General features: G+C 68.7%; 15 protein-coding genes. 8 read left to right on the top strand and 7 right to left on the bottom strand.

Annotated features, from left to right (window positions below; translation table 11 throughout):
* Positions 1–2: 2 nt before the first annotated feature.
* The 5 genes from E0H75_RS22685 to E0H75_RS44670 form a co-directional block, all read right to left on the bottom strand.
* Positions 3–734, bottom strand: a complete 732-nt coding sequence (locus E0H75_RS22685) for an MBL fold metallo-hydrolase (protein ID WP_131515647.1) — start codon at positions 732–734, stop codon at positions 3–5.
* On the bottom strand, positions 731–1,123 hold the full coding sequence (locus tag E0H75_RS22680) for a YccF domain-containing protein (protein WP_131515646.1): 393 nt from the start codon (positions 1,121–1,123) through the stop codon (positions 731–733). Before E0H75_RS22680 ends, E0H75_RS22685 begins: the two co-directional genes overlap by 4 nt.
* 93 nt (positions 1,124–1,216) lie before the next feature.
* Positions 1,217–2,353 carry a saccharopine dehydrogenase family protein gene (locus E0H75_RS22675; RefSeq protein WP_131515645.1) on the bottom strand — a complete coding sequence of 379 codons (1,137 nt, stop codon included), beginning with the start codon at positions 2,351–2,353 and terminating at the stop codon, positions 1,217–1,219.
* Entirely contained in the window at positions 2,350–2,934 is a 585-nt protein-coding gene (locus E0H75_RS22670) for an SDR family oxidoreductase (protein WP_272948920.1), read from the bottom strand. The genes E0H75_RS22675 and E0H75_RS22670 overlap by 4 nt, the downstream gene beginning before the upstream one ends.
* Complete coding sequence (locus E0H75_RS44670; protein WP_272948919.1) at positions 2,880–3,233, bottom strand: SDR family NAD(P)-dependent oxidoreductase; 354 nt, start codon at positions 3,231–3,233, stop codon at positions 2,880–2,882. The genes E0H75_RS22670 and E0H75_RS44670 overlap by 55 nt, the downstream gene beginning before the upstream one ends.
* A gap of 73 nt (positions 3,234–3,306) precedes the next feature.
* Here E0H75_RS44670 and E0H75_RS22665 point away from each other — a divergent pair, with 73 nt between their 5' ends.
* From E0H75_RS22665 to E0H75_RS22650, 4 genes are all read left to right on the top strand, one after another.
* Complete coding sequence (locus tag E0H75_RS22665; RefSeq protein WP_131515644.1) at positions 3,307–3,897, top strand: TetR/AcrR family transcriptional regulator; 591 nt, start codon at positions 3,307–3,309, stop codon at positions 3,895–3,897.
* Between the two features lie 9 nt (positions 3,898–3,906).
* Positions 3,907–4,710 carry an exodeoxyribonuclease III gene (gene xth, locus E0H75_RS22660; protein ID WP_131515643.1) on the top strand — a complete coding sequence of 268 codons (804 nt, stop codon included), beginning with the start codon at positions 3,907–3,909 and terminating at the stop codon, positions 4,708–4,710.
* A 57-nt stretch (positions 4,711–4,767) separates the two neighbouring features.
* Positions 4,768–6,849, top strand: coding sequence for a S9 family peptidase (locus tag E0H75_RS22655; RefSeq protein ID WP_131515642.1), 2,082 nt, complete (start codon positions 4,768–4,770; stop codon positions 6,847–6,849).
* Positions 6,850–7,239: 390 nt separating this feature from the next.
* Complete coding sequence (locus E0H75_RS22650; protein ID WP_131515641.1) at positions 7,240–8,199, top strand: sigma-70 family RNA polymerase sigma factor; 960 nt, start codon at positions 7,240–7,242, stop codon at positions 8,197–8,199.
* Positions 8,200–8,331: 132 nt separating this feature from the next.
* Here E0H75_RS22650 and E0H75_RS22645 read toward each other — a convergent pair whose 3' ends face one another.
* Both E0H75_RS22645 and E0H75_RS22640 read right to left on the bottom strand, forming a co-directional pair.
* The gene (locus tag E0H75_RS22645; RefSeq protein ID WP_131515640.1) at positions 8,332–9,048 is read right to left on the bottom strand and encodes an HAD family hydrolase; all 717 of its coding nucleotides are present in this window, start codon (positions 9,046–9,048) and stop codon (positions 8,332–8,334) included.
* A 46-nt stretch (positions 9,049–9,094) separates the two neighbouring features.
* Positions 9,095–10,339: a CPBP family intramembrane glutamic endopeptidase gene (locus E0H75_RS22640; RefSeq protein ID WP_131515639.1), complete on the bottom strand. Its 1,245-nt coding sequence runs from the start codon at positions 10,337–10,339 to the stop codon at positions 9,095–9,097.
* Between the two features lie 48 nt (positions 10,340–10,387).
* Here E0H75_RS22640 and E0H75_RS22635 point away from each other — a divergent pair, with 48 nt between their 5' ends.
* From E0H75_RS22635 to E0H75_RS22620, 4 genes are read left to right on the top strand one after another with little or no spacing between them, the layout of a single operon-like run.
* A complete protein-coding gene (locus E0H75_RS22635) occupies positions 10,388–11,353 on the top strand; it encodes a Dyp-type peroxidase (protein WP_238163207.1) in 966 nt (321 codons plus the stop codon).
* 36 nt (positions 11,354–11,389) lie between these two features.
* Positions 11,390–12,970, top strand: coding sequence for an ATP-dependent DNA ligase (locus E0H75_RS22630; protein WP_238163206.1), 1,581 nt, complete (start codon positions 11,390–11,392; stop codon positions 12,968–12,970).
* Positions 12,963–13,646, top strand: coding sequence for a class I SAM-dependent methyltransferase (locus E0H75_RS22625; RefSeq protein WP_131515636.1), 684 nt, complete (start codon positions 12,963–12,965; stop codon positions 13,644–13,646). Before E0H75_RS22630 ends, E0H75_RS22625 begins: the two co-directional genes overlap by 8 nt.
* 50 nt (positions 13,647–13,696) lie before the next feature.
* Positions 13,697–14,569: a phosphotransferase gene (locus E0H75_RS22620; RefSeq protein WP_131515635.1), complete on the top strand. Its 873-nt coding sequence runs from the start codon at positions 13,697–13,699 to the stop codon at positions 14,567–14,569.

The raw sequence follows: 14,569 nt of genomic DNA, 5'->3' as shown, positions 1-14,569 counted from the left end.
GCTCACAGCGGGATCGTGAGGTCCTCCTCGGCCGCGATGACCTCGCCGTCGAATTCCTGCTGTGCCTCGGCGACCGAGATCGACCGGTCGGAGCCGGGCCAGAAATGCGTCAGCAGCAAGCGTCTCGCACCACGCGCATGCCGACCAGCCTCGGTCGCCGTCATCAGATAGCGCGGCGTCGTGTCCGGTGACGGCCCCTGATGGGTCGCGTCGGAGATCAACAGGTCCGTCCCCTCGGCCAGCTTCCGCAGGTCGGGCGACGGACCGCTGTCCCCGGTGTAGGCGACGGACACCCCCGGCGCAGTCAGCCGGACGCCGAAGTTGGTCTTGTAATGCGGAAGCTCCACCGTCTCGACCGCGAACGGACCGAGTTGGGTGGTCACCGCAAGGTCGTGTACGTCGAAGACGGTTGCCGGATCCGGGTCCGGCTCGAGCGCCCGCAGTACGTCGACCACTCCCGATGGACAGTGCAGCGGGATCGGCGGAGCGTCCGGTGCCTCGTAGTAGCGAACGCGCGCGAGACCGCTCACGTCGACGCAGTGGTCGGGATGCTGGTGGGTGACGACGACCGCGTCGACCTCACCCTTGGGCCGATGCTCCAGCAGTCGCGGCAGAGCGCCGTACCCGAGATCGAGCACGACGCGGAAGCCGTCGTACTCGAGCAGGAAGCCGGCACACGCCCGCCCGGCCTCCGGCCACGCGCCGCACGAGCCGAGGACGGTGAGCGCCCTCAACGGACGGCGAACGGCTGGTCGGTCGGCACGATCTCCTTGCCCAGCGGCAGCAGCGAGATCGGGATCAGCTTGAAGTTGGCCAGGCCGAGCGGGATACCGATGATCGTCACGCAGAGCGCGATCCCGGTGGCCAGGTGCCCGAGCACCAGCCACCAGCCCGCGAAGACGACCCAGATGATGTTGCCCAGTACGGCACCCGCCCCGGCGCTCGGCTTGTCGACCATGGTCCGGCCGAACGGCCACAGCGTGAAGCCGGCGATCCGGAACGACGCGATGCCGAACGGGATGGTCACGATCAGCACGCAGCAGATCACACCGGCAATCGCATAGCCGACCGCCAGCCAGAACCCGGCCAGCACCAGCCAGATCAGGTTGAGAAGTGTCCTCATGCTTTCAGCCTGCCACCCCGTGGGGTGCTCCCGAACGACCCGCGCCACAATCCCGGGATCATTCCGGGACACCCTGACTCGGTTGCAGGCGCACTAGTACTCGTCGGTGCTCAGAGTGGCAAACGTCATCCCGGCGTTCACCAGCCGTTGCCGCAGCGCCGGACCCATCGCCGCGGCGGTGGTGGTCTGGCCGGCTGTGGTAGGGAGGTCGTCGAGAGACAGGCAGAGTGCGCTCTCGGCCAGCATCTTGGCGGTTTCGTCGTACCCGGGATCGCCGCCGGCGACCTCGGTGATCACATGCTTGCCGCCACCGCGGCCGACGAAGCGCACGTTGAACCAGGACCTCGCCCGGCGCTCCGGACTCGGCCCGTCGCCTGGCTGCACTCGCTTGAGCAATGCGTTCCGGGCCGGCCGGATCTGCGCGGCCGCCATCAGCAGGGCGGCACCACCGATGCCTCCGGCAACCATTGGGAGACGCTTCATCGCGGCGTAGTGCGAGTACCGGAAGTCCGGTCCGTACTCTTCGAGCAGCCGGGCGGAGTACCCGACGATCTGTGGGTCGATGGTCGGCAATGGGACCGCCCAAAAGCCTTGCTGGCGGTGGATCCAGCCGGGGACAGCCCTGGCCTTCCGGCCGTCCGGCCCTGGCTCGGCGTGGCGACGAGCCCGGTGCGCGTCGACATTCTGCTTCGGCCGGGAGAACGCGGTGATCGCCGTGTGGAAGGTGCCTCCGGACGGACGGCCACCGGCTCGCAGCAGACCGTCGACCTGGATCGGCACACGCCGCGGCAACTGCTCGACCGTGAACTGCACACCAAGGTCGTACGGAATCGAGTCGAAGCCACAGGCGTGCACGATCCGGGCACCGGTCTGGACGGCCCGTTCGTGATGGCACACGTACATGCGATCGATGAACTCGGGCTCACCGGTCAGATCGAGGTAGTCGGTGCCTGCGTCCGCACAGGCTGCCACCACAGGCTCGCCGTACTGAATGTAGGGACCGACGGTGGTGGCGACGACCTTGGCCGACTCGGCCAGGGCCTGCAGCGACTTGGCATCCGTAACATCCGCGTGCAGGACATCCTTGCCGAAGGCTTCCAACTTGCCTTGGTTGCGTCCGGCAACGGCCCATCTGAGATCCGGCGGTGCGTTCTTGGCGAGGTACTCCGCAGTGAGCGCTCCGGTGAAGCCGCTCGCGCCGAGCAGGACGACGTCGTACTCGCGGCTCATTTGCCCGCGGCCTTCTCGGCGTCGGCGCGGCCGCCTGCGCCGGTCGCACGGGAGGAAGCCGCGGCGCCGCGCGCCTGGACGTCGGCGAGTGCAGCCCGGTCGGCCTTCGGCACGCTGAACCGTGAACCCGCCTCGATGACGTGCGGGATCACCCAGCGGAACACCTTCATCGCCCCGATCCAGCCCGGCACATGCACGGTCCGACGGCGCTTCCTGATCCCGCCGACGAACTTGTCCACCGCGAAGTCCAGCGGATACACCTTGCTCGCCAGCGGGATGCCGGTGCGCATCTTGCCGAACACCGGGTGCTCATCCGCGCCGCGCACCATGTCAGTGTCGACGAAGGTCATGTGGGCGACACCGACTCGCACACCCAGGTGTTTGAGCTCCGGCCGCAGTGTGTCCCCCATCGCCTCCACTCCGGCCTTGGCCACGTTGTACGCCGCCAGCCCGGGGATGTGGACGATCGCCGCGAGCGACGAGACCAGCAGCAGGTAGCCCTTGCTCTCCAGCAGGAACGGCAGGGTCAGGTGGACGGTCCGCCAGACGCGAACAGGTCGACGTCCACGACCCGCTCCCACATCGTCGGGTCCATGCTCCGGCTGAACCCGGGCGCGGCGATGCCGGCGTTCGCCATCACGACGTCGATCCGGCCGTACCGCTCGGCCACCGCCTCGACCGCGGTCCGCAAAGACTCGGTGTCGGTGACGTCGGCCTCCCACCAACCCGCGTCCGGACCGCAGTCCTCGGCGACCTTCTTCAGCTCGTCCGGCTCCAGGCCGATCAGGGCCAGCGTGGCGCCGTCCCGCGCCAGCTTCCGCGCGACCGCGGCGCCGATCCCGCGGGACGCGCCGGTGATGAGGACGACCTGACCACGCATCTGGACCTCCAGCTTGTTGAGTGGATACTCAACAGTAGGTGCTTGTTGACCGATTACTCAATAGACTGGCCGTATGACCCAGACCTCGTCGGCCCGGCTGCGCCCCGGCGAACGCCGCAGCCAGATCCTCGCGGCGGCCCGCCGCGTCCTGGTCGCCGACCCGCACCGCGAACTCACGGTCGAACTGGTCGCCGCCGAGGCCAAGGTCTCCCCCGCCCTGCTGTTCCACTACTTCGGCTCGAAGAAGAAGTTCCAGTACGCCGTGATCGAGGAAGCGGCCGCCGAGGTCATGCTTCGCACCGCACCCGACCCGTCGCTGCCGCCGGCCGAGCAACTCCGGTCCGGCATCCGCGCATTCGTCCGTGCAGTCCTCGAAGCACCTCAGCTCTACCGCGCCACCCTGCTGATGTCAGCCGCCGGCGACCCCGACGTACGCGCACTGCACTCCGAGATCCGCCGGGTCTTCAGCACGTGGGTCATCAGCGCGGTCGCCCAGAGCGGCATCGAGATCACCCCCACGGTCGAGCTGGCCTGCCACGGCTGGCAGGGGTACGTCGAGCAGACCCTGCTCACCTGGATCGACAACCCCACCATCTCCCCCGAGGCCCTCGAACACCTCTGCGAACAGTCCCTCGACGCCATCCTCACGACCACCGAGGGATAGGGTTCACGGGTGCTGAAGGTCGCCACGGTGAATGTGAACGGTGTCAGGGCCGCGTTCCGGCGCGGGATGGGTCCGTGGCTGCAGCAGACCGATCCGGATCTGTTGCTGATGCAGGAAGTTCGCGCGACGGACGACGTACTGCGGGAGCACCTCGGCGGGGACTGGAACCTCGCGCACGCGGAGCCGTCGATCGACGGGCACAAGGGGCGTGCGGGAGGCGCGGTGGCGAGCCGGCGGCCGATCAAGGACGAGCGGGGCGACATCGGGCCGGAGCGGTTCGCCGGATGCGGCCGGTGGGTCGAGGCGGACGTCGTACTCGATGACGGTACGACGCTGACGGCAGTCAGCACGTACGTGTTCACGGGTGAGTTCGAGACGCCGCCGCGACAGGAGGAGAAGTACGCGTTCCTCGACGCGATCACCGCGCGGCTGACCGAGTTGCGGGCGGACGGGCGGCACGTGCTGATGTGCGGCGACCTGAACATCGCGCACCGTGAGGTCGACCTGAAGGCCTGGAAGGCGAACCGGAAGAAGAGCGGCTTCCTGCCCGAGGAGCGGGCCTGGATGGATCGCTTGTTCGACTCCGGCTGGGTGGATCTGGGCCGGCGCTTCGGCGGCGAAGGCCCCGGCCCGTACTCCTGGTGGTCCTGGCGCGGCAAGGCCTTCGACAACGACGCCGGCTGGCGCATCGACTACCAGATCGCCTCGCCCGAACTCGCCGATTCCGCCACCAGTTGCGTCGTCCACCGCGCCCCGACCTACGCCGAACGCTGGAGCGACCACGCCCCCGTCGTCGCGACATACGACGTCTGATCCGGAGGCTGTGGAAACCGGCAGCCGCGGCCGGTCCCGGGCGGGTAGTCTCGCGGCATGTCCGAGTTGAATTCTTCTTCCCCGAAGCCTCCGGTCGCTGCCCGCAAGCCGGTCGAACGCAGTCATCACGGCGACGTGTTCGTCGACGACTACGAGTGGTTGCGGGACAAGACCGACGACGAGGTGCTGGACTACCTGCGCGCCGAGAACGGCTACACCGAGGCCCGCACGGCGCACCTCGAATCGTTGCGTGAGGCAATCTTCAAGGAGATCTCGGACCGCACCCTGCAGACCGACCTGAGCGTGCCCGCCCGGCGCGGCGGGTACTGGTACTACTCCCGCACGATCGAGGGCAAGCAGTACGGCATCCACTGCCGGGTGAAGGTGGACGGCGACCAGCCCCCGGCCACCGACGGCGAGATCGCCGGCGAAGAGGTGATGCTGGACGGCAACGAGGTGGCCGGCGACTCCGAGTTCTTCTCGCTCGGCACCGTCGACGTCTCCCCGGACGGCCGGCTGCTGGCGTACTCCGTGGACCTCAAGGGCGACGAGCGGTTCACGCTGCGGATCAAGGACCTCGCGACCGGCGAGCTGCTGCCGGACGAGCTGCCGGAGGTGCACTACGGCTCGGCTTGGTCCGCGGACGGTTCGACGATCTTCTACACCAAGGTCGACGACGCCTGGCGGCCGTTCCAGGTCTGGCGGCACACCCTCGGCGCGACCCAGGACGTGCTGGTGAAGGAGGAGCCGGACGAGCGGTTCTGGGTCGGCGTCGAGCTGACGCGCAACGAGCAGGCGATCCAGATCGCCCTCGGCAGCAAGATCACCAGCGAGGTCTGGCTACTCGACGCCAACGACCCCACCGGCGAGCTGGTCCTTGTCGCACCCCGTCGCGACGGCGTCGAGTACGACGTGGAACACGCCGGTGACCAGTTGCTGATCACCCACAACGCGGACGCGGTGAACTTCTCGCTCGCGAGCGCCTCGCTGGACTCCCCCGGCTCCTGGACGACGCTGATCGAGGGCGACGTGTCGAGCCGGCTGCTCGGGGTCGACGCGTTCGCCGACCACGTCATCCTGTACCGCCGTCGCGACGCCGTCACCGAGCTCGCGATCATGCGCCGTACCGACGGGAGCTTCAGCGCGCCCGAGGTGCTGGAGTTCGACGAGCCGATCTACACCGTCTCCCCCGGCCGCAACGACGAGTGGCACGAGACCCGCTACCGGTTCGGCTACACCTCGCTGGTCACGCCGGGTTCGACGTACGACCTGGACGTGGCGACCGGTGAGAGGCGGCTGCTGAAGCAGCAGCCCGTGCTCGGCGGGGTCGACCTCGGTGCCTACACGCAGTACCGCGAGTGGGCGACGGCGAGCGACGGGACGAAGGTGCCGATCTCGCTGGTCGCGCGCAAGGACGTCGCGAAGGACGGCAACGCGCCGGTCGTGCTGTACGGGTACGGCTCCTACGAGAGCTCGATGGACCCGTGGTTCTCGATCCCGCGGCTGTCGCTGCTGGATCGCGGTGTGGTGTTCGCGATCACGCACGTGCGGGGCGGTGGCGAGCTCGGCCGGCACTGGTACGACGACGGCAAGATGCTGGCCAAGCGGAACACGTTCACCGACTTCATCGCCGCGGCCGAACACCTGGTGAAGGACGGCTGGACCCGGCCGGAGCGGATCGTCGCGCAGGGCGGCAGCGCCGGTGGCCTGTTGATGGGCGCGGTGGCGAACCTGGCGCCGGAGGCGTTCGGCGGAATCGTCGCCGAGGTGCCATTCGTGGACGCGCTGACGACGATCCTGGACCCGTCGCTGCCGTTGACGGTGATCGAGTGGGAGGAATGGGGTAATCCGCTCGAGGACTCCGCGGTGTACGAGTACATGAAGTCCTACTCGCCGTACGAAAACATCACCGCCCAGCGCTATCCGCGGATCCTCGCGATCACCAGCCTGAACGACACCCGGGTGTTCTTCGTCGAACCCGCGAAGTGGGTGGCCAAACTCCGGGCGGTCGCGGACGCCGACGTACTGCTGAAAACCGAAATGGAGGCCGGCCACGGCGGCCGCAGCGGACGGTACGACGCCTGGCACGAGATCGCCTTCACCCTGGCCTGGGAACTCGACACCCTCGGTCTGGCCTGACCCCTCGTTTCAGGCGGGAACACGGCGGGTACCGGCGGCGTTGCTGCTGGTTGGAGAGGTTGGAGGCAAGGTTCCCCCGGCACCACGCACGGCGTGTGTTGTGCAACACACAAGACACCGGAGGCGGTGGTGATTCTGGACGGATTCTCAGGTTTCTTCCGCGGGGTGCCGCTGAGTACCGGAGGCGAATTCCCGCGCACAGCAAAGGGAATTCGGACGCGCGGACACAAGGGGGCCGGGAATCGGACACGAGCGGCTCCTGGACATCGGTTTCCGGGGCGCGATCGTGCCAGGAACTCTCAGGGAACCTTCAGGGTGTTTACACACTCGTCGTGGAATCTTGAACCTCACTCGAGCGTTGCTCTCCATGTAACGACGAAGGGAGTTTCGGTGGCTCGCATGGCTCGTGTCCGCTCGGCGGACGACGGTATCGACGGCAAGGACAGTGTTGGTCTCTACCTCGAAGAGATCGCGCGGACGCCTTTGCTGACGGCTGAGGAAGAGGTCGAGCTCGCTGAGACGGTTGAGGCAGGTCTCCTGGCGGAGCAACTGCTGGCCGAGGGGCGGGTTGGACGTAAGAAGGGCGGAGCGCCCAAATATGCGACGGAGGAAGAGCTGGAGTGGCTGGCCGAAGAGGGCCAGCGCGCGCAGCAGCGGTTCGTGACCGCGAACCTCCGGCTGGTGGTGTCGATCGCGCGCCGGTACGGACGATCCCAGATGCCGCTGCTGGACCTGGTCCAGGAGGGCAACACGGGTCTGATCCGGGCGGTGGAGAAGTTCGACTACCGGAAGGGATTCAAGTTCTCGACGTACGCGACCTGGTGGGTGCGGCAGGCCATCACCCGCGGTATCGCGCAGCAGGCCCGAGTGGTCCGGCTGCCGGTGCACGTGGTGGAGCAGCTGAACCAGATCGGGTCGGCCCGGCGGACGCTGGAGCGCAAGCTCGGCCGTGAGCCGGAGATCGACGAGATCGCGGCGGAGCTGGACCTGGACGTGGAGCGGGTCACCGAGTTGATCCGGATCGGCCGGGACCACATCAGCCTGGACAACCCGATCGACGACGAGGGCGAGACCTCGCTGGGCGACCTGATCGCGGCCGAGACCGCGCCGGGACCGGACCAGCTGGTCGCCGACGCGTCGGACCGCTCGGGCCTGTTCAGCCTGGTCGACCAGCTCGACCCGCGGTCGGCCGACGTGATCCGGCGGCGGTACGGTCTGCACGACGGCCGGCAGGCCAAACTCGCCGACATCGGCGCCGTGCACGGCATCTCCGCCGAGCGCGTCCGCCAGATCGAGCGCGAGGCCCTTGGCCGCCTCCGCCTGCTGGCAGACCCGACCCTCGCCGCGTAACCCCCACCCCGAAACCCCTCGAAGGACCCCCAGCCACACCGGCTGGGGGTCCTTCATTTCTCAGCCGAGGTCGACCCAGGACTCCAGGGTCGGTAACCGGTGGCTAACGTGTCGGGTCGAACACGTGAGGGTTCAGGCGACGGCTTTGTTCCAGGTGTCGATGAGCGCCGGGAGCTCGGACAGGCGCTGGACGGTTGCGTCCGGCTCGCCCTCGGTGTGGCCGATCTGCTCCACCGGGATCGCGCTGTGCGGAATGTGGGCCGCCCGCATGCCGACGTTCTGTGCGCCCCAGACGTCGTCGAACAGCCGGTCGCCCACGAACAGGCATCGTGACGGCTCCGACTCCCCCACCGCCCGCATGGCCGACAGGAACGCCTCCGGGTGCGGCTTCGTGTACGGGATCTCGCTGGTGTAGACGGCCCCGTCCAGCAACTCCAGAACGCCGTCCCGCTCGAAGATCTCCTCGTGGCGGCTACGCGACCAGATGGTGTTCGACAGCACTCCCACCTTGAGCCCACGGGCCCGGAGATCGCGCAGAGTGTCGATTGCGTCGGAGTCGAGCTCGGTGTGCGGGTGCCACTGCCGCTCGTACTCGACCTGGGCCGCCGGGGTCATCACCACGTCGGCCAGCAGGCAGACCTCCTCGAGCGTGCTGCTCAGGTGCTGGTCACGCGACCGGGCCCAGACCGAGGCCTCCGCCTCGAACAGCCGGCTCGCGAGCTCGTCCGCCCGGTCCTCGTCGATCACCGCCGCCACCGTCCGCCAGACGGCGTACAGGTCGACGGTGTGCCAGGTCGCCAGTGTGCCGCCCCAGTCGAACAGGACGGCCTCGATCTTCGTGTTCGTCACACGCCTACCCTGGCAGACGGCCCGGACAATTCTCGCCCGGTTTTCGTCAGCTCACCCGGGCGATCCGGTTCCGCTTCGACACCCACACCACGGCGGCCGCGTAGAACGCGAGGCACGGGATGTCCAGGGCCAGCAGCGTCCACGGAGCGCCGCCCTGCTGGTCCCAGCCGTCCAGCTGTCCAGTTGCCGCAGGCAACAAGAAGGCGAACAGGTTGTTCATCGCGTGCAGCGCGATGCCGGCCTCCAGCCCGCCGGTCCGCACGGTCAGCCACGCGATGGTGACCGCGAACAGGAAGATGTCCGCCATCGCCCAGCCGGTGTATCCGTGCGCCGAGACGAATGCGAGGCTGCTGAGCACGATGCCCGGCCAGGGCGAACGGAAGAGCACCCGGAGCCAGCGCGCGCGGCCCTCCGGCCGGTCCGGGCCGTAGGCGCCGATCGCCTGGAGCAGCCAGCCGCGGAAGACGAACTCCTCCGCCGCGGACTGGAACGGCACCAGCAGCAGAATCACCAACGCCGGCACGATGAACGCACTGAAGCCGACCCACGAGCCGTCGTCGGTCGCCGTCGCGTCACTGCTCGGGAAGATCGCGTCGGCGAGGATGCCGAGCCCGTAGGACAGCACCAGGTAGCCGAGGCCGGGCAGGCAGCACAGCCCCAGCCAGCGCCAGCGGATCCGGTTCAGGACGGACGCGACGCTCCAGGCCGGGCGTCGCTGGACGACCCAGGCGGTCAGCACGACGAACGGCATGAGGACGCCGAGCATGACCAGGGTGACGGCCAGGTTCTCTGTGTCGCTCGGGAAGATGTCGTTGCCCTGCGGCTCGACGAACTCACCCGCGATCAGGGTGTGGACGATCTCCCAGCCGACCAGCACCGCCGCGGTGAGGAAGAAGGCGCCGGAGGCGAGGAACAGCGTGCCGACGATCGGCCGCCACCATCTGTGCTTCGGCGTCCGCCCGAGGCGGTGGTACGGCGTACCCGCGGGAGCCGGGACGATGCGCGGCTCGCGGTAGGCGTACTGACCCGGATACGGCGGCGGTGCGCCGTATTGCTGCTGTTGGTGCTGCCCCGGCCACTGCGGCTGGTAGGGGCCGGGCTGCTGGTACGGGCCGGGCTGCTGGTACGGGCCGGGCTGCTGGTAGGGACCCGGTTGGGGGTAGGGCGGGGGCGGCGGGTACTGACCGGGCTGCGAGGATGGGCCGGGTTCGTACGGCGGGACCCACGGGTTCGGTTGGTTGCCGGGGGGCGGCGAGTCCTGTGGGCGCGGTTCGCCCGATTGCGGGTCCATGAATGGACTCTAGAAGATCGGGCCAAGGAGCTGGAGGAGAACACAGTGGTGACTGATCCGACCGTTGGTGCAGCGGCCACGACGCGGGCCTTGCCGCAGTCGGTGCTGATGCCGTTGTCCGGTTCGGCGATCTTCCTCGTGGTCCGGGTCGAGCCGGGAGGCGAGGAGACCACCCGCGATCTGCTCGAACGGGTCAGCGGTCTGATCCGGTCGGTCGGCTTCCGAGTGCCGGCCGGGAATCTGTCCTGCGTCACCAGCATCGGGTCGGACGTCTGGGACCGGCTGTTCAGCGGGCCGCGGCCGGCCGAACTGCACCCGTTCATCGAGCTCAACGGCGCCAAGCACCGCGCCGTCTCCACCCCCGGCGACCTGCTGTTCCACATCCGCGCCGCACACCTGGACCAGTGCTTCGAGCTGGCCGGGCAGATCATGAAGGCGCTCGACGGCGCGGCGACCGTCGTCGACGAGGTCCACGGCTTCAAGTACTTCGAGATGCGCGACCTGCTCGGCTTCGTCGACGGCACCGAGAACCCGGCCGGCTCCGAGGCCGAGGACGCCGTTCTGATCGGGGCCGAAGACCCGGACTTCGCCGGCGGCAGCTATGTGATCGTGCAGAAGTACCTGCACGACCTGAAGGCGTGGAACGCGCTGACCGTCGAGCAGCAGGAGCTGGCGATCGGCCGGACCAAGCTCGACGACATCGAGCTGTCCGACGACGACAAGCCGGGCAACGCGCACATCGCGCTGAACGTGATCGAGGACGAGGACGGGAACGAGCTGCAGATCCTGCGCGACAACATGCCGTTCGGGACGATCGGGACGCAGGAGTTCGGCACCTACTTCATCGGCTACGCCAAGACCCCGTCGGTCACCGAGTTGATGCTGCGGCGGATGTTCATCGGCGAGCCCGAGGGCAACTACGACCGCATCCTCGACTTCTCCACCGCGGTCACCGGCGCGCTGTTCTTCACCCCCACCGCCGAGTTCCTCGACGACCTGCCCCCCGCACCCTGATCCTCGGATTTCCGGGTACGCCGGACTGTCGGTGGGATGGGTGAGACTGGGGTCATGTTGCTCACCGAGGTGGTCGAGACCTCGACCGCGCTGGCCGGGACGCGGTCGCGGCTGAAGAAGGCGGAGTTCATCGCCGGGCTGCTGTCGCGCGCGACCGAGCCGGCCGAGACCGAGATCGTGGTGACGTACCTGTCCGGTGAGCTGCGCCAGCGCCGTACGGGCGTCGGGTGGCGGACGTTGATGGACGCGCCGACGCCCGCCGAGAGCCCGTCGCTGACGGTCGAGGAGGTCGACAGCGCGTTCGCCGAACTGGCCGAGATGTCCGGTGCCGGGTCACAGGCCCGGCGGCGGGAGGCGATCGACGCGTTGTTCGGCCGCGCGACCGAGGACGAGCAGCGGTTCCTGCGGCTGCTCGTCGGAGGTGAGCTGCGACAGGGTGCCCTGGACGGCGTGATGGCCGATGCGGTCGCGCGCGCAACCGGGATCCCGCTGGAGAAGATCCGGGCCGCGACCATGCTGCGTGGTGCGGCCGCGCCGGTCGCGGTCGCCGTACTGACCGAGGGCGAGGCAGGGCTGGCGCAGTTCGGGCTGGAGGTCCGGCGCGGCGTGCAGCCGATGCTCGCCCAGTCCGCAACGAGTGTCGAGGAAGCCCTGACCAAGACCGGTACACCGGCCGCGCTCGAGTGGAAGCTGGACGGGATCCGGATCCAGGCGCATCGCGACGGCGACGAGGTGGTGGTCTACACCCGCACGCTCGACGACATCACCAAGCGGGTGCCCGAGGTCGTCACCGCCGTGCTCGCGCTCGACGCGCAGCAGGTCGTGCTGGACGGTGAGCTGATCGCCCTGCGGCGGGACGGTCGGCCGGAGGCCTTCCAGGTCACCGGGTCGAGGACAGCGACTCGTGCGGCGACCGGGCCGGAGTCGGTGCCGTTGACGCCGTACTTCTTCGACATCCTGCACCAGGACGGGCAGGACCTGATCGGCCTCGACGGCGCCGCGCGGCACCAGTGGCTGAGCAAGCTGATCCCGGAGGAGCAACGGATCCCACGGCTGGTGACCGACGACGCGGACGCTGGGCACGCGTTCTTCCTCGACGCGGTGAAGCGCGGCCACGAGGGCGTGATGGTGAAGTCCCTGACCGTTCCCTATGAGGCCGGCCGGCGTGGGTCCGGCTGGGTCAAGGTGAAGCAGACCCACACGCTCGATCTGCTCGTGCTCGCGGCCGAGTGGGGCCACGGGCGCCGTACTGGCTGGCTCTCGAACCTGCATCTGGGAGCGCGGGACGAGACGACCGGCGAGTTCGTCATGCTCGGCAAGACGTTCAAGGGGTTGACCGACGAGCTTCTACGCTGGCAGACCGAGCGGTTCCAGGAGCTCGAGGACCGCCGTGACGAGTACACCGTCTATCTCCGCCCGGAGGTGGTGGTGGAGATCGCCTTCGACGGCGTTCAGACCTCACCGCGCTACCCCGCCGGCATGGCGCTGCGGTTCGCCCGGGTCCTGCGCTATCGCGACGACAAGAGACCCGATCAAGTTGATACCGTCCAGACGGTGCGAGCCATACACGAGGGTCTCGAAGCCGACGCGAAGCGGGAAGGTGGCGCGGATGCCTGAGCCACACGAGGATCCGGACGTCGTGTCGCGCCGGATCGCCCGCGAGTCGCTGTCCCAGGACGATCCGACCGGCTGGTTCGATCGGCTCTACGCCGCGGCCGAGGACGGTGCCGCCGTCGTCCCGTGGGACCGGGGTACGGCGCATCCGATGCTGATCGAATGGGTCGACGAGTCCCACCCGGACGGCACCGGGAAGACTGCGCTGATCGTCGGAGCCGGCACCGGGTGGGACGCGGAGCTCATCGCGGACCTCGGCTATGAGACCACCGCGTTCGACATCTCCCCCACCGCCGTCCAGACCGCACGCCGCAACCATCCCGACTCCAAGGCGCAGTACGTCACCGCCGACCTGCTGGCTCCGCCCGCCGAGTGGCACCGCGCCTACGACCTGGTCGTCGAGATCTACACCGTCCAGGCGTTGCCGATCGACCTCCAGCCTGCGGCCATCAAGCAGGTCGGTGAGCAGGTGGCGCCCGACGGGACTCTCCTGGTGATCGCGGCCTCTCGCCCGGACGACGTTCCGGACTCCGAGGTCGAGGGTCCGCCGTGGCCGTTGACCCGTGCCGCCATCCAGTCGTTCTCGACGCCGGATCTGCGGCTGATCCAACTCGATCAGTCTCCGAGCCCGGTCGATCCCACGATCCTTCGCTGGCGGGCGGAGTACCTCCGCGACTAGCCGGCCCGCACCGCAGACCCTAAGACCCCGCACAGGAGGCGACTCGTTAGATGACTTCTTCCGCCTGGTCACCGGTCGAACGGCTTGATGCAGCACGGATCGCCGCCGAGTTGGAGGAACAGACCGGCGTACCGCTGGTTGTCGAGCGACTTGGCGCCGGCGGACAGGTGGGCGCCGCTGTCGTGCGATGGCCGGACGGGCATCGGTCGATCCTGAAGTGGCGCCCGGATGTGCGGCTGCCGGACCTCGAAGCCGGTCCGCTGGCGGTGACCGAGGCCGCGCGGGTGGCGGGCCTGCCGGCGCCGCGGACCGAGCTTGCCGTCCAGCTCGGTACGGCGATCGCCACCGTCCAAGAACTGTTGCCCGGAGCACCTATCCGGCGACTCGACGACCACGGGCTGACGCAAGCGCTGGACTTCAACTCGCTGCACGCCGGGTTGCTCCGGGATCGGCCGGATGTGCCGGCCTTCGAGCTGTTCCTGGACCACGACGGGCCGGGCTTCTGCCTGCACGGTCCGCTGCGCGCGCACAACCGTCGTACCGCCCGGATCGACGACTGGGTGCGGGAGGTCGGAACGGCGTACCCAACCCTGCTGGAGGGGGTCGACGCGGTTCACTCCGACTACCATCCGGGCAACCTGCTCGCCGTCGACGGGACCATCACCGGGATCATCGATTGGGACGGTGCCTCGCGGGGTGACCGTCGATTCGACCTGGTCACGTTGCGGTTCGGCGCCCATGGCGAGCCGCCGCTCGGACGGGTGACTCCGCGCCTCGACGCGATCCTGGACGCGGTGCCGGCCGACGTACTCCGCCCGCTGTGGGCTGTGATGAGTCTCCGGATGGTCGACTGGGCGATCCGCCACTTCACCCCGGCAGCGGTCGAGCACTGGGCAGACCTCGCAGAGCAGCGGATCGACTAG

It is taken from the genome of Kribbella capetownensis, from assembly GCF_004331485.1.
In the GTDB taxonomy this organism is placed as follows: domain Bacteria; phylum Actinomycetota; class Actinomycetes; order Propionibacteriales; family Kribbellaceae; genus Kribbella; species Kribbella capetownensis.
Note: the sequence above shows the minus strand (reverse complement) of the source record. Positions and strands in the feature narration are given on the sequence as shown.